15 protein-coding genes are annotated in these 20427 nt (G+C 31.9%); 12 read left to right on the top strand and 3 right to left on the bottom strand.

Features of this window, described 5'->3' with window-relative positions:
• The first annotated feature begins 11 nt into the window (after positions 1 to 11).
• Positions 12 to 2936, top strand: coding sequence for a DEAD/DEAH box helicase family protein (locus VJY38_RS04955; protein ID WP_353679561.1), 2925 nt, complete (start codon positions 12 to 14; stop codon positions 2934 to 2936).
• Between the two features lie 92 nt (positions 2937 to 3028).
• Here the strand turns inward: VJY38_RS04955 and VJY38_RS04950 are convergent, their stop codons facing one another.
• Entirely contained in the window at positions 3029 to 3970 is a 942-nt protein-coding gene (locus tag VJY38_RS04950) for a hydrogen peroxide-inducible genes activator (RefSeq protein ID WP_353679560.1), read from the bottom strand.
• Between the two features lie 206 nt (positions 3971 to 4176).
• On the opposite strand from VJY38_RS04950, the gene katG reads away from it, so the two are divergent.
• Positions 4177 to 6360 (top strand): catalase/peroxidase HPI, encoded by a 2184-nt coding sequence (gene katG, locus VJY38_RS04945; protein ID WP_353679559.1) that lies wholly within the window; start codon positions 4177 to 4179, stop codon positions 6358 to 6360.
• Positions 6361 to 6435: 75 nt separating this feature from the next.
• On the opposite strand, the gene xerA is transcribed toward katG, so the two are convergent.
• A complete protein-coding gene (gene xerA, locus VJY38_RS04940) occupies positions 6436 to 7272 on the bottom strand; it encodes a site-specific tyrosine recombinase/integron integrase (protein WP_353679558.1) in 837 nt (278 codons plus the stop codon).
• A 156-nt stretch (positions 7273 to 7428) separates the two neighbouring features.
• Between xerA and VJY38_RS04935 the strand changes: the two genes are divergently transcribed.
• Together VJY38_RS04935 and VJY38_RS04930 are read left to right on the top strand one after the other, a co-directional pair.
• Entirely contained in the window at positions 7429 to 7968 is a 540-nt protein-coding gene (locus VJY38_RS04935) for a hypothetical protein (protein WP_353679557.1), read from the top strand.
• A 201-nt stretch (positions 7969 to 8169) separates the two neighbouring features.
• Positions 8170 to 8475: a VOC family protein gene (locus VJY38_RS04930; RefSeq protein WP_353679940.1), complete on the top strand. Its 306-nt coding sequence runs from the start codon at positions 8170 to 8172 to the stop codon at positions 8473 to 8475.
• On the opposite strand, the gene VJY38_RS04925 is transcribed toward VJY38_RS04930, so the two are convergent.
• Complete coding sequence (locus tag VJY38_RS04925; RefSeq protein ID WP_353679556.1) at positions 8392 to 9051, bottom strand: tyrosine-type recombinase/integrase; 660 nt, start codon at positions 9049 to 9051, stop codon at positions 8392 to 8394. The genes VJY38_RS04930 and VJY38_RS04925 overlap by 84 nt on opposite strands.
• Before the next feature lie 169 nt (positions 9052 to 9220).
• Between VJY38_RS04925 and VJY38_RS04920 the strand changes: the two genes are divergently transcribed.
• The 8 genes from VJY38_RS04920 to VJY38_RS04885 all read left to right on the top strand — a co-directional run bounded on the left by VJY38_RS04920 (position 9221) and on the right by VJY38_RS04885 (position 20112).
• Positions 9221 to 10084, top strand: coding sequence for a CPBP family intramembrane glutamic endopeptidase (locus VJY38_RS04920; RefSeq protein ID WP_353679555.1), 864 nt, complete (start codon positions 9221 to 9223; stop codon positions 10082 to 10084).
• Positions 10085 to 11736: 1652 nt separating this feature from the next.
• The gene (locus VJY38_RS04915; protein WP_434968559.1) at positions 11737 to 14076 is read left to right on the top strand and encodes a T9SS type A sorting domain-containing protein; all 2340 of its coding nucleotides are present in this window, start codon (positions 11737 to 11739) and stop codon (positions 14074 to 14076) included.
• Between the two features lie 577 nt (positions 14077 to 14653).
• A complete protein-coding gene (locus VJY38_RS04910) occupies positions 14654 to 15226 on the top strand; it encodes a DUF1572 domain-containing protein (RefSeq protein ID WP_353679553.1) in 573 nt (190 codons plus the stop codon).
• Between the two features lie 1602 nt (positions 15227 to 16828).
• Positions 16829 to 17236, top strand: coding sequence for a tyrosine-type recombinase/integrase (locus VJY38_RS04905; RefSeq protein ID WP_353679552.1), 408 nt, complete (start codon positions 16829 to 16831; stop codon positions 17234 to 17236).
• Between the two features lie 230 nt (positions 17237 to 17466).
• Entirely contained in the window at positions 17467 to 17892 is a 426-nt protein-coding gene (locus VJY38_RS04900; protein WP_353679551.1) for a hypothetical protein, read from the top strand.
• 180 nt (positions 17893 to 18072) lie between these two features.
• A complete protein-coding gene (locus VJY38_RS04895) occupies positions 18073 to 19038 on the top strand; it encodes a hypothetical protein (RefSeq protein WP_353679550.1) in 966 nt (321 codons plus the stop codon).
• Positions 19039 to 19147: 109 nt separating this feature from the next.
• Complete coding sequence (locus tag VJY38_RS04890) at positions 19148 to 19711, top strand: HNH endonuclease (protein ID WP_353679549.1); 564 nt, start codon at positions 19148 to 19150, stop codon at positions 19709 to 19711.
• 134 nt (positions 19712 to 19845) lie between these two features.
• Positions 19846 to 20112 (top strand): DUF5362 family protein, encoded by a 267-nt coding sequence (locus VJY38_RS04885; RefSeq protein WP_353679548.1) that lies wholly within the window; start codon positions 19846 to 19848, stop codon positions 20110 to 20112.
• Positions 20113 to 20427: the final 315 nt, after the last annotated feature.

The raw sequence follows: 20427 nt of genomic DNA, 5'->3' as shown, positions 1-20427 counted from the left end.
GGATTGAAACTATGAAACTCTATCTCCAAAACATCATTGATAAATTTCAATTTGAAAACCTGCCAATTGAATGGCAACAGTTTGATTTCTCCTATTTCTCTGAAAAGAAAAAACTTTTTGATTATCAACAGTGTGCATTTAAAAATGCATTAAAAGCTTTATACAAATACTATATAGATTACAAAGCAAACAAGTCAGATTTCTTTACACTTTACCAAAATAATGGATTTATTGAAAATCTTGATTACAAAATTAATGGCAATAAAAAATTAAAAATATTTGAAGATTTCGATAAGGACTACGAAATAGAAAATAACACCATTGCCTTTCATCATTTCATAAATCGAATGAGCTTCTGGATGGCAACAGGAAGTGGTAAAACACTTGTTATTGTAAAGCTACTGGAACTACTGGGAAATCTTATTAAAAGTAATCAAATACCTCATAATGATATACTCTTTCTTACATACAGAGAAGATCTAATTGAACAATTTAAAAATCATATTGATGAGTTTAATGGAGCATCGAATAGTATAAGTATTAACTTGTATAGTATTAAGGATTATGACAAATTAAAAAGGGAAGCTAAATTAAAATATATCAACGAAATAGATGTATTTTTTTATCGTAGTGACTTAATTTCAAATGAACACAAAGATAAAATTATAGATTTCAGAAATTACGATAATGATGGCAAGTGGTATCTCCTTTTAGACGAAGCACATAAAGGTGATAAAGAAGATAGCAAACGACAATTGTATTATTCAATTCTTTCTCGTAATGGTTATATGTTTAACTTTTCTGCAACATTTACTGATCCAATAGATTTTGCTACCTGTGTTTTTAACTTTAACCTGGAAAAATTTATTCAGCAAGGATATGGCAAGCATATTTACATATCTCAAACAAATGTAACAGCATTAGCTCAAGTAAATGATTTTACAGAACAACAAAAACAAATCACTGTACTTAAAATACTTCTCTTGCATACACTTATTAGAAAAACAAAATCTATTATTAGAGACTATTATCACAATCCACTTATTTTAACACTTGTAAATTCAGTAAACACAGAAGATTCCGATCTTGAGTTGTTTTTCAAGGAGCTCGTCAAGATTGCAAACAATTCTATTGGCAACGATTTATTTGAACAAGCAAAATTAGAATTAAACGATGAACTTAAAGGTCAATGTGAATTTGATAATGAAGAATTAAAAATCGACAACTCTACAATAGAAAGTCTTACCTTGCAGGATATTCTTGAAAATGTATTTAATGCAAACACTAATGGAAATATTGAGGTATTAAAAATTCCGGGCAACAAACAGGAATTAATATTTAAACTTACTACAAGTGAAAAACCTTTTGCATTAATCAAAATAGGTGACATCTCTGAATGGTTAAGAAATAAGTTATCTCACTACGAAATTATAGAACGATTTGATAATGAAAGTGTATTTAAAAAAATTAACAATGATGACTCTGATATTACTATTTTAATGGGCTCTCGAGCTTTTTATGAAGGTTGGGATAGTAATAGACCAAATATAATTTTGTATATCAATATTGGTAAAGGAACAGATGCAAAAAAATTTGTACTTCAATCTATTGGTAGAGGTGTTAGAATTGAACCATTGCCCAACAAAAGAAAAAGATTCCAATTTCTTTATAACAATAATGATATTGATAAAGCTATTTATGATGTGCTCAAACCTAATGTAAATATTTTAGAAACACTTTTTGTTTATGGTACAAAAACAGAAAATCTTAAAGAAGTAATAGAAACACTGAAAGAAGAAAAACAAGAAGAACTTATTGGAGATTTGTTTGAAATCAACCAAGAAGTAAAAGATAAATTACTTTTAATCCCGGTTTACAAAGAAAGTGATAAAATATTAGTCGATGAAGACTACGATATAAAATATGAAATAAACAATATAGATCTTAATTTAATAAAGGATTACTATAATTACATTGGGGATAAAATTGCTCTTTTTAAATACGATTGCCAACCAAAGGTATTAAAGAAAATAAGTGAAAGTTTTTTGTATGTAGATAAATATTATAAGATTGATTCTAATGTTGAAGTTTTAGAAAAACCTGACGTTTTAATGAAAGGTGTTATTAATCATTTTTCTTTACGATTAAAAGAGTTTGAAAAGTTCAAACAGTTGGGAAATGAGATAATACATTTCAAACAAATAAAGATTTCAGATATACAAAGAGAAAAAATTGAGCAAAAGATAAAACAGGTTTTAAATTACAAAGAAAAAGATAAAAGACTATCAGAGGTTGCTAAAAAAATACAAAATGAGCCACAAAAGGTACTGGAATACACTAAGGAGATAGAAAACATTACACATAATTATATTAAAGAAAGCGAAGTAGAATACAGAAATGAAAAAATAAAATTCAAATACCTCCCGAATCATTATTATTTACCTGTGGTGCTCTCGGAAAATGAGAAGTTAAATTACATTGTGCACATCATTAAGACAAAAAGTGAAGTTGATTTTATCAGTGACTTAGAGAAATATCTTGAAAAAGAAGATAATTTTTTTAAGCAGTTTGATTGGTGGTTTTTTTCAAAGATAGACGAAACATTAGATGATGTTTATATTCCTTATTATCAACCTAAAACTAAAAAAATAGAAAAGTTTAAACCTGATTTTATTTTCTGGATGAAAAAAAATAATAATTATAACATTATGTTTGTAGATCCTAAAAGTCCAGAGTTTACAAATTATGAGCATAAAATTGATGGATATAAGAGACTATTTGAAAACAAGGAGTTTAATTACAATGGATTAAGTGTATCCATAAACCTTTTGTTTTATACTGATGACTTAACTAAAGTATCGACTGGCTATCGGAATTACTGGTTTGATAATTTTATTAACTTAAGTAATAAAACAAATCTTCACGATACAGCTTGAGTAGAGTAATAAAAAAATTGATATAGAAAATCTTAAGTGACTTATTCTTAGCTGAAATGGAATTAAAGTATATAGTAGAATAAATTTCTCATCTAATGAATTATAAGTCCATTCTTATTCTGTTTTAATTCTTCTGGAATTACATTTAGGATTTCTTCTTTTAGTGCTATAAGCAAATGAGTTTTTATAAATGTATCTGTATAAATAAATCCTACTTCTCTTTTAGGTACTGGATTGTTGAATTCTCTAACAAGATTCAATTTTTTCTTATCTTTAATATATTGTAAAGCAAGATAAGGTAATAAAGTCATTCCGAATTTTTGTTCTACAAGTTTAATTAGTGTATCAAGATTACCACTTTCAAAAACAACTTTATTACTTTTTTCAATCCAATCATAATTATTACTTTTACAAACAGAAAGAGTTTGATCTCTTAAGCAATGTCCTTCTTTAAGAAGTAAAAAATCATTTACATTCAGATCATCTTGATTTAGTTTCTTTTTCTTAATCAATTTATGATCTGGTGGAAGAAAAGCAACAAATGGTTCATAATACAAAGTTTCTGTTAATAAATTCCCATTATTTGAACGTAATGCAATTATTCCTAAATCTAAATTACCTTTTTCTAAACCAGATATAACTTCATCTGTTGTAACCTCGTCGATTATTAATTCAACTTCAGGATATTTTTTTATGAAGTTGCTTAGAAACATTGGAAGTAAATAAGAAGAGATAGTAGGTATTATAGCAATGCGTAATGTTCCAGCAAATTCACCTCTTTCAATCTGAAGAATAACATTGAGTCGTTCTTTTTCTTTTAAGATTTGTTTTGCCTGTTGAATTATTTTTTTACCAATTTCAGTTGGTGCAATTGGTTGTTTATCTCTTTTAAAAATTGTTACACCAAGTTCTTCTTCCAATTTTTGAATTTGCATACTCAAAGTAGGTTGAGTTACAAAACACTTTTGTGCTGCTTCAGAAAAGCTTCCGTATTTCTCCACAGCAATTAAATATTCGAGTTGAGTTAATGTCATATAGCTTATAAGAATTATTTATACTAATATAAAAATTATTGATTTGATTTATAAGATAATTTAATGGATATTACCATTGATATTATTAAGAATAAATTCAAGTTGATTATCAAAACTATTTATCAATAACTATTGAAATTATCTGTAATAATGATTTATCAAATATTAAAAGAGTTTTTAATTACAATTAAATTAAAGGTGGTAGTATGAACAATGAAAGTAAATGTCCATTTCCTCATCATGGAATTGCAGGGACAGGCACAACCAATAAAGATTGGTGGCCAAATCGATTAAATCTGAAAATACTTCGTCAACATTCTCCTTTATCCAATCCTATGGATAAAGAGTATAATTATAAAGAAGCATTTAATAGTCTTGATTACTATGCACTCAAAAAAGACCTGGAAGAGTTAATGACACAATCTCAAGATTGGTGGCCTGCAGATTTTGGTCACTATGGACCTCTTTTTATTCGTATGGCATGGCATAGTGCAGGTACATATAGAATGGCTGATGGTAGAGGTGGTGCAAATGGTGGTTTTCAAAGATTCGCTCCATTAAATAGCTGGCCAGATAATGCTAATCTCGATAAAGCACGTCGTCTACTCTGGCCAATTAAAATGAAATATGGTAATAAAATTTCATGGGCAGATTTGATGATTCTTGCTGGTAATGTTGCAATGGAATCAATGGGATTTAAAACATTTGGGTTTGGTGGTGGAAGAGAAGATGCTTTTGAACCTGATGAAAGCATAAACTGGGGTTTTGAAACAAAGTGGCTTGGTGATGATAAACGTTATGTTGGTGAACGTGAATTAATTAATCCTCTCGCTGCAGTTCAAATGGGTTTAATTTATGTTAATCCCGAAGGTCCTAATGGTGTTCCTGATCCTATAGCAGCTGCTAAAGATATTAGAGAAATTTTTGCAAGAATGGGAATGAATGATGAAGAAACAGTTGCATTAATTGCAGGTGGTCATACATTTGGTAAAGCTCATGGTCAGGGCGATCCAAAATTAATGGGTCCAGAACCTGAAGGAGCAGATATTGAACAACAAGGATTAGGCTGGAAATATAATTATAAAACTGGTAAGGGTCCTGATACATTAACTGGTGGTCCTGAATTGACATGGACTACAACACCAACAAAATGGGGACACGATTTCTTCAAACATCTTTTTGAGTACGATTGGGAATTAACTAAAAGTCCAGCCGGTGCTTATCAATGGGTTGCAAAGAATGCTGAACCAATTATTCCCGATGCACATGATCCAAACAAAAAACATTTACCAGGTATGTTAACTACAGATCTTGCATTAAGATTTGATCCGGAATATGAAAAAATTTCAAGACGTTTTTATGAAAATCCTGATGAGTTTGCCGATGCATTTGCAAGAGCATGGTTTAAACTTACTCATAGAGATATGGGACCAAAGTCAAGATATCTTGGTCCAGAAGTGCCCGAAGAAGATTTAATCTGGCAGGACCCAATTCCTGAAGTTGATCATAAATTAGTTGATGAAAAAGATATTGAAGAACTGAAGAAAAAAATATTATCAACAAATTTATCAATTTCTGAACTGGTTGTTACAGCATGGGCATCTGCTTCTACTTATCGTAATTCTGATAAAAGAGGTGGTGCAAATGGTGCACGAATAAGATTAGAACCTCAAAGAAGTTGGGAAGTAAATAATCCACAACAGTTAGAAAAAGTATTAAAAACATTAGAAAAAATTCAAAAAGAGTTTAATTCAAAGCAAAAAGATGGGAAAAGAATTTCCCTGGCTGATTTAATTGTTCTTGCTGGTTGTGCTGCAGTTGAGCAAGCAGCTAAAAATGCAGGCTTTGATATTAAAGTACCATTTACACCAGGTAGAATGGATGCAACTCAAGAACAAACAGATATAAATTCATTTTCATATCTAGAACCAATCGCAGATGGATTTCGTAATTATGCAAAAGAACAAGTAGCTCATTGTGCTGAACATATATTAATTGATAAAGCTCAATTATTATCTTTAAATGTTCCGGAAATGACAGTTCTAATTGGAGGAATGCGTGCATTAAAAGCTAATTATGATGGTTCAGATTATGGAGTATTTACTGAAAGACCTGAAGTCTTAACAAATGATTACTTTGTAAATCTTTTAGATATGAGTACAGAGTGGAAAGCAGTTGATGAGAAGAAAACAAAATTCGAGGGTTATGATAGAAAGACAGGTAAATTAAAATGGAGAGCTACAAGAGTAGATTTAATATTTGGTCATGATTCTGAACTGAGAGCAGTAGCGGAAGTTTATGCTTGCAACGATAACAAAGAAAAATTTGTAAGAGATTTTATTGCTGCATGGAACAAAGTAATGATGCTGGATAGATTCGATTTGCAATAAAAAATTATTTACTCACTTAATATATTTAAAAATAACATTCAAAAAAGCCGTGGTTTAATACTGCGGCTTTTTTAATTAAAAACAATCAAATGGACTTTTGATTTTCTTAACCGAGACAGGATTAATGTGAGTATAAATCTGTGTAGTAGATAAATGTTTATGACCAAGTAATTCCTGAATTAATCTTATATCAATTCCACTATCAAGAAGATGTGATGCAAAGCTATGACGCAAGGTATGAACAGTAATTTTTTTCTTTATCTTTAGTTTCTTTACGGCATTTTTAAAAATTTGTTGAATACTTCTAACAGAATATTTTCCGCCATTCTGACCTTCAAATAAATAAACTCTCGGTTTATATTCTTTGAAATATTCTCTTAAAAGTTCTAAAAGTTTTTCTGATAACATCACAGTTCTATCAATTTTACCTACTGGATTTACGATTTTAATTATCATGGCACTTGAGTTAATATCCTCTACTTTAAGATTAACCACTTCCGAAATTCTTAATCCACATGAATAAATAGTTGAAATTATCGCACGATGTTTCAAGTTCACAATTGAATTTATAATATTCTTAACTTCTTCAGTTGTTAAAATGTTTGGTAAGTTTCTATGTTTTTTAATTTTAATGAAGAAATTAAAATCAATTTCTTTTTTAAGAACATCAAGAAAAAGAAATCGAATTGAAGCGAGGGCTTGTTTCATAGAGGAGTAAGAAAATTTTTTAGATTCTTTAATATAGTTGAAATAATCAAGCAGGAATTTTGAGTCAATATGGGAAACCTTGGTGTTTTTAACATAGTCAAGAAATAAATTAAGGTGATTAAGATAAGTTTTTTCAGTAGCAGGAGAGTATTTTTTAAGATGAAGAATCTTAATATATGAATCAACTAAATCTGCTTTTTTCATTATTAACCGACTTAATATCTTAAATATTTTAGATATCACGCAACCAAAATTGCATTTTAAAAGGATATACGCAATATTATATACAGAATTATTTTGGTTGCCATGCACTCACAAAATAATTCCAACAATGTCTCATCATCATAAGGAGCAAGTTCTATGAAGTTCACGACAATCGTCCTACTCGCTTCGTTCGTTGTAATTTCAGAGTCGACCTTATATGCTCAAACGGGAACCCCGCCAACAACAGAAATCTTGAAGCGAGTTCTCTCACTCGAGGGGAAGTGGGAAGGAAAGGCAACTATGCAGATAGGCGGAAAAACGTACAATTTTCAATATTTCATGCACTACCGGAAAATGGCCGATGGCAACGGGCTCTACATGGATGAAAATGCCACCATACCCGATGTCGGAAGGCTCATCGGGGGAAACATTATTGGCTTTGATCCCTACGAGCAGAAACTCCACTGGTTTTCTGTCGATAACTTCGGAACAACCCACGACCATATCGGGGAACTCATCGACAAGGATCATCTCCGGCTCATTCACGAGAGCCAGCGAGAAGGAAAAACCTACAGAGAAGAGATCGATTTTGTATGGAAAAGTCCAAAGCAACTTCATGCCAAACTCATTGGAATCCTGAATGGACAGATCGAAGAAATTCTCGAAGGAACGCTTATTCGAAAGAGTTGGAAGTGATCACAAACTCTGGTTCTCGCACGGCAGCTAACAGTCCGCACTACGACATTCGCTCTTTTGATGAGCAAGGTATGAAAGCTATATAAGAAATAAAAGTGCTCATTCGGTGGCGCACCCATTTCGCTTCTTTCCATTCGTGCGCCACTGTGTAGGATGACCAGACGTTAACAACAATTTTAAAACAACAAAAAACAGGATAATATGAAAGTAAAATCAATCTTCGTAAATTTTCCAATCAAAGACTTAAAAAAGACAAGAGAGTTTTGGACAAAGCATGGATTTTCATTCAACGAAAAATTTTCAGATGACAGAGCTTTGTGTTTAGTTCTGAATGAGGGACTAATCTATTCAATGCTTATCCCACACGAAATGTTTAGCACTTTCACGAACAGACCTATTGCTGACGGTTCAACAATGCAAGTTTTAACAGCAATTCAAGTTGACAGCCGTGAAGAAGTGGACAGAATAGTAAAACTTGCACTTGAAAAAAGTGCAACACGATACTGAGAAAAAGCAGACCACGGCTGGTTGTATTACGATTGTTTCGCAGACCTTGACGGACACCAATGGGAAATTATGTTTATTGATTCCAGCCAAATAACAACATAGATTATGAAATAAGAAAAATAAAAACTCAGTATGCTCAATTTTAAGATTAGCCACTTCCAAAATTCTTAATCCACATGAATAAATAGTTGAAATTATCGCACGATGTTTCAAGTTCACAATAGAATTTATAATATTCTTAACTTCTTCAGTTGTTAAAATGTTTGGTAAGTTTCTATGTTTTTTAATTTTAATGAAGAAATTAAAATCAATTTCTTTTTTAAGAACATCAAGAAAGAGAAACCGAAATGAAGCAGGTGCTTGTTTCATAAAAGAGTAAGAAAAATTTTTTGATTGCTTAAGGTAGTTGAAATAGTTGAACAATACACTTTGGTTAATATTTTCTATTTTATTGAAGCTTATGAAATCAAGGAAAAGATTGAGATGATGTAGATGAGACTTTTCTGTTTTAACAGAATAATTTTTGAGGTGTAGAAGTTTAGAGTACTTATTTATTAGTTCAATTCTTTTATGCACAATAACTAATATTTTAGGGTTATCACGCAATTAAATTTGCTTTTTAAAAAGGATATATGCAATATTTTTATAAATAATTTTGTAATTCGTTTTGCTTTAGTATCCACAAAAAACTTTAAACCTATTTCAAAAAATTAACTTTAAAAAACAAAAATAAAGGTTGTAAACAATGAAAAATATATTTATAAATCGCCCTGTAATTACATTTTTGTTTATAACATTTGCATTAAGCTCAATATTTTATTTTCTGATTATCCATACTGGAAAACTAAGAAGCGGATTTGATATGTATGTTACTGGTTTGATGTGGACTCCGGGAATTTCTGCCTTAATAACTTCTCTTATTTTAGGTAGAAAAATTTCTGAACTTGGGTGGCAATGGGGTAAAACAAAATATCAATTGAGAAGTTACCTGGTTCCGTTATTATATACTTTTATTGCTTATATTATTATTTGGTCATTTGGTTGGGGAGGCTTTTATAATGAAGAATTCGTTTCCCAGGTTGCTACATCTTTTGGATGGACTCAATTACCTTCTGGACTTATTATTGTTCTATATTTTATTATAATGGGAATATTTGGTATGCCATTTTATTCGGCTACAGCTATGGGAGAAGAAATAGGTTGGCGTGGTTTTTTAGTACCTGAACTTTTTAAAAATTTCAATTACACTATAACATCATTAATAGTAGGTATTATCTGGGCAGTATGGCATTTTCCTATTCTTATTTTTGCAGATTATAATAGTGGGGCACCCTACTGGTATAGTTTATCCTGCTTTACATTGATGGTAATAAGTATAAGTTTTGTGTTCACTTGGTTTCGATTGAAATCTAATAGTCTATGGACAGGGGTTATACTTCATGCTAGTCATAATTTATTTATTCAATCAATTTTTACTCCACTTACTAAGGATACTGGAAATACAAAATACTTTTTTAATGAATTTGGAATAGTACTACCAGTAGTATGCGGTTGCTTTGCTATTTATTTTTGGAGAAATCGTTCTAAACTAATAAGTACAACAGAATAATGAGCTAATGATTGGTAGCTAACGTATAACAATGCATTGCTAAATTGTGGGCTGAAAGAATAGTAACATAGCAAAAGAATATAATTGGGCATTTGTTTTAACTTGATCTATGCTATTGAACAATAGTAATAATCATCAACTTTTGTTATTAATTTAGCTTTAGTTTCGTTCTTAATAATGAGCTTGCCCACTCTTTGGCAAAGCAGGTTTGTTACTAACAAAATTAGAAGAGCACACATCACGATTTGGCATATGAACAAAAGCAACTTGAAATTTAAATACATTAACGTGTATTACCCTCTTATCCAGACATTCAGAAAATCCTTGAACAGCTTAGGCAGACAATCAAACAATCCGTACCAGGGGCAATTGAAACATCTTCCTGCAGTATACAGAAATTGAAAGTTCATTAAAGAATAACTTTTATGACAGGTAATTTGAAGACTTTAATTTCTTTTAAAAAACAACTTTAAGATTGATTAAATTCAATAATGACAAAAAGTTTTGCATATAAAAGATTTTATTTAGTAGTAAATTTCATGGAGAGAATGGATTGTAAAAACTTATTGATATAATACATTTGAATGTAGAAAGACAGATTAAGATTTGAGAAAGTTAGTTAACCATCTATGAAACTATAAATGCATTAACAAAGAAGGAGGTAAGGGGAGGTTAAGTATTGAACAATACTGTATAACATTGACATAGAAAACTTATACCTTATAGTACTTGCTCGAATGTTTGGATATAACTCTTTAATACTATCTTTTATATCAAAAAACCAAACTAATAACATTGATAATACAAAAAACAAAGAATTAAGGAGTGATAAGCAAATGAAAGCATTGCTTATAATACTCTTTCTAATATATGCGTTGTTTAAAATTGAAGCTTATGGACAGACATGGACGCCTTCTGAACGCTCCCATTTTGGGATGAACGGTTTTGAAACTGCAAATCCTTTTCGCTTAACTACACTTCAATTAGATTCGGCTTACCGATGGGAAGCTATGGGAATTCGCAACATGAATATTGCCTGGAATAGAACTCTTTCCCCAATGGGTGGACAATTCAGATGGGAGTTCATTGAACCCATTCCGGGAACGTATGATTGGGCAAGACCAGATTCGTTTGTGAAAAGGATCCAGGCAGAAAATTTACAACTTCTTGTGTTAGTTCATCCATTCACCCCTTGGGATCAGCCGGGAAAGAATAACGGGAACTACAACAAACCAAATAATATGACTGCCTTCAAACGCTTTATCGCAAAGTTGGTAGAAAGATATGATGGAGATGGTATTAACGATATGCCCGGGTTGCTGTATCCCATCAAGTATTATGAAATCGGTAATGAACCCGAGGGACTAACGTTTGGTGACTCACCTGGAACATACGATGATTTTATGACAACAGTCAAAGCTGCTTACGACACTGCTAAAGTTGCTTATCCTGATGTAAAAATTGTGATAGGAGGTGCTTCGCCAATTTACGACTCGCGAGGGTTTGCAAATCAAATTGACCTATTCTGGAAAGGGGCTTTTAATCGTGCTAATGTTGCAAATTACTTTGATATCTTTAACTTCCATTTTTTCGTAGGACAATACACAAAGGATATCAAAGATTATCTTGATTACTGGAAGAACTTGCTTTCGATGTATGGACTTTCGGGAAAAGAAATCTGGTTGACAGAAACAGGAACATATTCTGGAACATCCACAGGTCCGGATGGACAACCATGGCCAGATCAATCTTCAGAATATCAAGCAAGCTGGTGGGTAAAACAATCTACTTACTGTCTTGCAAACGGCATTAGTAAGTTTTTCTGGGTTTTTTACTACAGCGACCAATCTGACTGGAGGTCAACTGTAGCCTTTGTTGATATTGATCGAACGACTAAAAAAGCAGTGTATTATACACATAAACTACTTGCCGAAAAGCTTGATGCATTTTCCATTTCCATTCAGAATAGCTACTCGGCTTCTGCGCAAAATCAAACAGCTGGGAATTTTCGATTCACTGTGAATGGCAAGCCGGTATATGTTATTTGGAACGATGCAGGTGGTAGCGAGACATTGACTGGTTTTACATCTACCAGAGTAAAGGTTACAAAAGCTGTTCCGGTTCTTGATTCAAATGGGTCAGTTGTTCTTGATGCATATGGCAATCCCACATTTGAAACATCAATTGTCAATGTATTAAATGGACAGATATCTCTAACACTCTCCTCAGTTCCTATCTATATCGAAGAGATAGAAAATGCACCGGCGACACCTACACTTATCTCTCCTGCGGATGGGGCTATGGGAGTTTCTACTTCTCTTTCACTGGTGTGGAACAGATCATCCGGAGCAATGAACTATCGAGTTCAACTTTCGACAACTCCTAACTTTCTGTCGATCATTGATGATTCAACACTTACTGATACATTTAAACAGGTGGGACCATTACAAAATGGTACTACATATTACTGGCGTGTGAGTGCAACGAATACCGGTGGAACAAGTAACTGGTCAAGCACCTGGAGTTTTACAACAATTGTTGCAGCACCAATGGCACCATCATTAGTTTCACCATTGAATGGTTCAACAGGTGTTGATACCAATCCTATATTGACCTGGAATAGTTCTACAGGAGCTACTTCGTATCGATTGCAGATTTCGACAAACTCCAGTTTCACATCACTTGTTTATGATCAGAGTGATATTACCGACACAACACATCAGGTAACAGGACTTGCCAACAACACACTTTACTATTGGCGAGTTAATGCAACAAATGCTGGTGGTACAAGTTCTTATTCTGCTATCTGGAGTTTTACAACAATTGTTGCAGCACCAATGGCACCATCATTAGTTTCACCATTGAATGGTTCAACAGGTGTTGATATTAATCCTACACTGACCTGGAATAGTTCTACAGGAGCTACTTCGTATCGATTGCAGGTTTCGACAAACTCCAGTTTCACATCACTTGTTTATGATCAGAATGGCATTACCGACACAACACATCAGGTAACAGGACTTGCCAACAACACACTTTACTATTGGCGAGTTAATGCAACAAATGCTGGTGGTACAAGTTCTTATTCTGCTATCTGGAGTTTTACAACAATTATTGCAGCACCAATGGCACCATCATTAGTTTCACCATTGAATGGTTCAACAGGTGTTGATATTAATCCTACACTGACCTGGAATAGTTCTACAGGAGCTACTTCGTATCGATTGCAGGTTTCGACAAACTCCAGTTTCACATCACTTGTTTATGATCAGAATGGCATTACCGACACAACACATCAGGTAACAGGACTTGCCAACAACACACTTTACTATTGGCGAGTTAATGCAACAAATGCTGGTGGTACAAGTTCTTATTCTGCTATCTGGAGTTTTACAACAATTATTGCAGCACCAATGGCACCATCATTAGTTTCACCATTGAATGGTTCAACAGGTGTTGATATTAATCCTACACTGACCTGGAATAGTTCTACAGGAGCTACTTCGTATCGATTGCAGGTTTCAACAAATTCCAGTTTTACATTACTTGTTTATGATCAGAGTGGTATTACCGACACAACACATCAGGTAACAGGACTTGCCAACAACACACTTTACTATTGGCGAGTTAATGCAACGAATGCCGGTGGTACAAGTTCTTATTCTGCTATCTGGAGTTTTACAACAATTGGACCTATGTCTGTTGAACAAATCGGTTCAGACATACCGACAACGTATGCTCTGTATCAAAACTATCCGAACCCATTCAATCTTGGAACTACAATACAGTTTTCGATTGCAGAGCACGGAAATGTCAGTTTAGTTATTTTCAATTCTCTCGGAATGAAAATAGCAATTCTCTTTGATGATTATCTTCCTGCTGGTTATTACCGAATACATTGGGTTGCATCTGGCATTTCTAGCGGAGTCTATTTTTACCAATTGCGGACTTCTGGCTTTACACAGACAAAAAAACTCTTATTATTACGATGAGAAAACAAATGAAACTAAAAGTGGCAACAATGACAATCCTACATTTGATATAATTCGGTTGATATTGTAGAAAAATTAGTTTTGGTCATTCCATTTGTTCTAAAGAGAGTTGATATATACACTCTCTACTGTATGAGAATGAACCATAATTTAGAATTATTAGATATTTTTATTATAAAAATCAAAGTAGGGTTTTAGAACATTGAGAAACAAAAAACGAACAGAATCGAGAGTTTGTTGTATGGAAGAGAAAGAAAAATTTTTTATTTGCTTAAGTAGTTGAATTAATTGAGCAATACATTTTTAACTATATTTTTATTTAATTGTTAAAAGTTAATTAAGGAAAAGATTAAGCTGGAGTAAAAAAGAATTTTTCTGTTTTAAAAGAATTATTTTTGATGTGTAATAGTTAAGAATAATTATTTATTAGTTCTGATCTATTCATACTGGAATAAAATATTTGTTCACAATTTTTAAGTTTATGATGAAACCCAAATTGCATTTTAGATATATATGCAATATTACAGACAAGTATATTATTCAAGTGGATTAAAAAACACAAAAAAGGAATTATAATATGACAAATAATTATTTAGAAAGTGTAAGAAAACTATTTGAATATTATAAAATGCTGGGCGACAAAACATTTTCACAAGTTCAGGACGACAAATTGTTTTGGCAGTACAATGACGACAGCAATAGTATTGCTATAATTGTAAAGCATCTTTGGGGAAATATGCTTTCACGTTGGACAGACTTTCTGAGCTCTGACGGAGAAAAAGAATGGCGAAACCGTGATGCTGAATTTGAAAACGACATTAAAAGCAGAGAAGAACTTTTAGAAAAGTGGAATGAAGGTTGGACCTGTCTTTTTAATGCTATAAACTCATTGAAAACAGAAGACCTTGAAAAAATTGTTTACATACGTAACCAGGGACATACCGTAATCGAAGCTATAAACAGACAACTAGCACATTATTCTTATCATATTGGACAAATTGTATTTCTGGGAAAAATGCTAAGTGAAAATGGTTGGATTTCATTGTCAATTCCAAAAGGAAAATCACAGACATATAACAAAGACAAATTTTCAAAACCACAAGAAAGAGGACACTTTACAGACGAATTTTTAAATAACAAAGAGGAATAAAGCCCGAACTGCTACCAGTCGTTTGTCACGATGGAGATTGACTTAGAATTAATTTAATACAGTGCATCTATCAACATTTATTCTTGTGTGATAGTACAGTCCATTTTATTATCACCTGTGGGTGATTGTAAAATATTATCAGCAACGCTGCTTAGAATTGATGATTAATAATTAATAATCTTATTAAATGATTGAAATACTAATTCAACTTACAATTTCTTGGATACTTTTAGGGCTGCTCAACAAGAAAGATTTAGATGTCATTGGACTAAAGCTAACAACTGAAAGACTACTCAATTTTATTTTTGTTTCAAAATATTCGCAATAATTTTTACTATTTATTGCCGAACAATTACATTTCTAACTAACAACAACTGTATAATAAATTCAGAATTTTATGTAAAGGATTTTTTATCATCTACATGGGTGACAATTAATACGGTAGTTTTTGAAGAGCTATTATTTAGAGGAACTTTATTCTACATTTTAATTCAAATAGCAAACGAAAAAACTGGTTGCAAGGCAATTCCATTTGAAGTTTATCACTGGTTTTTCATCTGGAATTTTTGGTATTCCTATTCAAATGAGTTATGTTTTTGTTTCGTCAGGAATTTGGGGACTTATATGTTTGCTTTCGCATTTTCAAAAAAAAATCTTCATACCTGTCAATAGGACTTCACCTAGGCTTGGAATATGTTTGCCATTGTTGTTTTCTCACTAGGACTAATGGGAAATTAATTCTTAATAAATAACAATAACGACCAATTCTTGACTGGGGTACTGTCAATCAGTATATAATTATTTCAATTGATAGAACTTCCCAATAATTGTTTACATTTATTTGAAAAAGTATCGACAGATAAAGAGAAAAGAACTAAAGATTGAGTAAGCGGTAAAACAAACAACAAAGTGTATGCACTATGGCATCTGAAAATATTTTAACTTTAGAATTAATAAAGTCACAGGGCATTTACAACCAGTTAGTCTAAAACAATCAATGGAGGTAATACTATGAAGAAGTTATTTCTTCTGATTCTTGTAGGAATTTTCATGCTGGTAGGGAGTATAAGTATAGTTTAAATTTTACAATGAGAATTTAGGTACAACTGGATTTAAGTTTAATGGTAGTTATATGATTTTATGCTGGTGGAGTTACATGTCGAAAAGTGTAGAAGAACTGTATCTACAGAAAATAACATTGATGGAAGTATCGGTTTTTATTTTTTCAAAAACAATCATAAGGTGACAATTTGAAAATCAAAATCATAATGGGTGTAAGGTAATTTCAAAGTAAGAAAATTCAACTACCTATGATGTTGTCAAAGTAGCAGCTCAGTAATTTACTCGTCATTGCTAACACGGATTATGTTATACTTCACCCACACAAATTGATCTCTTTAGCTTGCACTTCACAAATATCGATATTAATATGTGTAACGCTGCAGAAGATATACTGAGCTAATCTTTGAGATGGGAAAATAATGTTTGTTTGGAATTTTAATAGATGGTATTGATTAGAGATCATTCTACTGTATTCTCTAAAAAATTGTTTGAATTATTGAAAGGTTTTTCATAAGTTGAAATTGTTAACATAGTATTTCAATGTTACAAATCATTAAGATGGGCAATTCAAACAAGGTCTGGTTTTATTCTTCATATAATCCTACACATGTAGAAAAGATAAAAACTGTCCAAAAACATCGCTTGCATTCCGAAATTAAATATGTATTGTTCTACAAAAATGGTGCTCTGAAAAAGATTTTCTGGAAAGAATATTGGCAAAATAAATTGTTATTTTCTAGCAAGGGGAAAGAAAAACATAAAACAACTCGAACGATTGAAAAAATATTTACAAAAGACTGGGGCTCTTCTGAAATATTAACAATAGCAGTTCATACTCTAAGACATAGTTTTGATACTTATTTTTTAGAAGGAAATGTTAATTTAAGGTATATTCAAAATCTACTTGGACATAAAAGTAACAAGACTGCAGAGATTTTTCTTAAGTAATAACGAAAGATTAAGCAAGATTCTTTAGTCAATTGGATAAATTAAATATAGACCAATAAAAGAGAAAATAATTTGAGATAGATTTTTTATTTCAGAAAAGATTCATCTATTTAGTGTTATCACATAAACAGGTTTGTCTATATCACAGAAATTAGGAGGATATTTGAACAAGGATCGAATATAACCGAGTTAGAAGATATTTCGTACCATTTAAAGGAGGGAAATTTTATATGAAAAAGGTCAATAACCATAATAGAACTAATCAAATTGTTGGAAACATGGGTCTTTATTATGTATGTTATGAATTATCAAAGAGAGGTTGGAATGTCTTACCAACTTCAAGAAATGCGAAAGGCATAGACATTGTTATTTATAATCAAAACGCAAAGCGAACTCATACAATTCAGGTTAAAACATTGAGTAAAAAAAATCCTGTTCCTTTTGGTAACAATATGGATAATCTTATAGCGGAGTACGTGATAATATGTAGAAAGGTGCATGATGATAAACCAGAGATGTTTATTATTAGCTCTAGTGAAGTAAAAGAATATATCCGTACAAATAGTAAGAATGATAAAAATAGTTATTGGTTACAACCTACAGATTATGAAAATTATAGGGACAAATGGAATGCTATAGGAGATGGGTATGAATAAGGGAACAATTATGGAGAAGAACGCTTTATTGCTCTGCTCCTTGCTTCACCTTTGGCTTGATCATATAACATTGGCATACGGTTCGGTCTTATGTTCATATCCAAATGCTCGGCTTTACCACACTCTTTGTATATCAAACTGTACGTTTGCAGAAATATCATTTAAAAAGGTTTTAATCTTATGAATAAAGCAGTAATCCCAAATGACTTTGATTTACCTAAGCCTACTACAGAACAAATTAAAAAAGCTATCGAACACTCAGGGTATCTGTTAGAACAAAGAATCTGCCCAATTATTGAAAGGCATGGTTTCCTTACTACTCCAAATGAGCAATATCAAGACCAAGATACAGGCAAATCAAGAGAAATAGATGTACATGCTATTAAATTAAATTCTCTATATCGAAACGAATTCACAGATATATTTGAAACTATTCTCCTAATAGAATGCAAAAACAATCAGACACCCGTAGTATTTTTTACTCAGGAAAATCCAATTCCTGAATTAGTATTTGGATATATTGATTTGGATGGTTACCCAGATGGTATTTATGAGAAAGAGTCAGAATCAGAAGGAGTTACTTCAATAGAAGATTACTTTCATTTCGAAAAATTTCATCATTACTTTAAAGTAAAATGGATTGCACGACAATTCTGTCAAATGAGACCAAGGATTATCGCTAAAGGAAATAGAAACCAAAAAATTGAGTGGGAAGTTTCACATGAAGGACTTTATGAATCAATCGAAGGCCTTATAAAGGCGACAGATTTTTATTCATCCGAGCTGAAAAGGAGTATTGTATTAGAAGAAGATACAAAAGATTTTATCCATCTTGGAATAGTATATCCAATATTATTATTTTCTGGTCAAATATTTGAATGCCGTGTAAAAGGTAGGAATTACAGAATATATGAGAGAAAGCATTTGACATTCTACAAAGAAATTCAATCCAAAACACTCCAAGGAACTTATCACATTGATGTTGTTCAAGAAAACTATCTTTCTAGATTCCTAAGTATTGTCAATGAAGAGAATGACAAAATTGTTAATCGGTTAAAGAGAAAACGTGATCTGCTAAAGGCTAACGTTGAAAGAAATTTTGAAGAAGAAAAAAAGAATACTGATACTTCGGCTAATAATAGATAAAAGGTTTCTGTGCTATGCAATTTTGTCCAAATTCTTTACCTATTAGCTCGAAACTTCAAATACACTAAGACGATAGGTGAAATTCTAACAATAGAAGGAAGTTTTAAAAATGCCAGATAAAGATGTAAAGACAATCCGAGATTTGATATTTTACCAATATGCCAAAATTATTGCCAGAAGATCCTTTGGCATACCTGACGGCAAAGAGGCAAAAAGACAGCACTACGGATTTATTAAACAAACATTCCGAGAATTAAAAAACGGTGTTAAATCTTGGTCAGAGATTACACGTGAGGATTGGCAGTTAGTTGATTCTAAAAAGAAGTGTATATACTGTGGAACTGAAAGTAATCTTCAGAAAGAGCATATTGTCCCACGATCTCTGAATATTAAACCCGACTGCAAAACGTGTGACATAATCCAAGGTATTCACAATCAGATATGGTCATGCCAAAAATGTAATTTGTTAAAAGGTAGAAAGGGGCTTTACGAGTTCTTCAAGTATTTATACCCGAATGAAAAAAAATTTTATGACTTGATTCCTCCGTTATTGGAAAAAAAATATCTAAAAACAATCTATAATTGCCATGAGTGTGCTCAAACACTTGATAATGGAGATATAGATGGTGATAAAGAAATATCTGTATTGGATATTGATTTCATCTTGCACTGAACATTACCTAACACAGCATAAAAGAATCACCTTTTTTGGTCACCCAAATTCCGTCCTCAGCGGGACTACTTTTATGTTGTTAATGTTTTTCACCATTTGGTCAAACTAATCCATCAAATAATAAGAGGGGCATAATGGACAATGTAACTTCAACATCATCAACAGAATTTGTGCTATCTCCGTCACTCCAAAATATATTGATGAAGATGAGTGGAGATATGAAATTCATTGGAATGCTTGAGATTATTTTTGGGGTTATTTATTGTCTTTCTATCATTGGAGCATTAATTGGTGTTCCTTCAATTATAGCTGGTATCAAACTTCATAATTCAGCAGAGGGTTTCGGAGCTTATATGAATTCACGTAATGTCACTCTATTAGAAAATGCACCCGAACATTAGAGTAGTTTTTTTCATTCATAAAGTGCTAATGATCATTCTTTTTCTAATTATTGTTTTATTAATCATTATTTATTTCTTCATTTTTGTTTCGTATTTATCATGAATGATGCATGGATATATTTAGGAAATAATTGATATAATCTCAAAAGTCAGCCAACGCGCTACCTTACATTTACACTCATTCGAGATATTTAAATAGTATTTGCTCAAAAGTTTTTGTCAATAGTAGATGAATTGCTAATAGCGCTAATTTGTATCAATGAAGAGTTCACGAAAATTATATGTGGGTTTGTGATATTTGAAATAGTCTTAAAG

The sequence above is a fragment of the Rosettibacter firmus genome (assembly GCF_036860695.1).
In the GTDB taxonomy this organism is placed as follows: Bacteria; Bacteroidota; Ignavibacteria; order Ignavibacteriales; family Melioribacteraceae; genus Rosettibacter; species Rosettibacter firmus.
The sequence above is the reverse complement of the archived record's forward strand: the minus strand, read 5'-3'. Positions and strand labels throughout refer to the sequence as shown.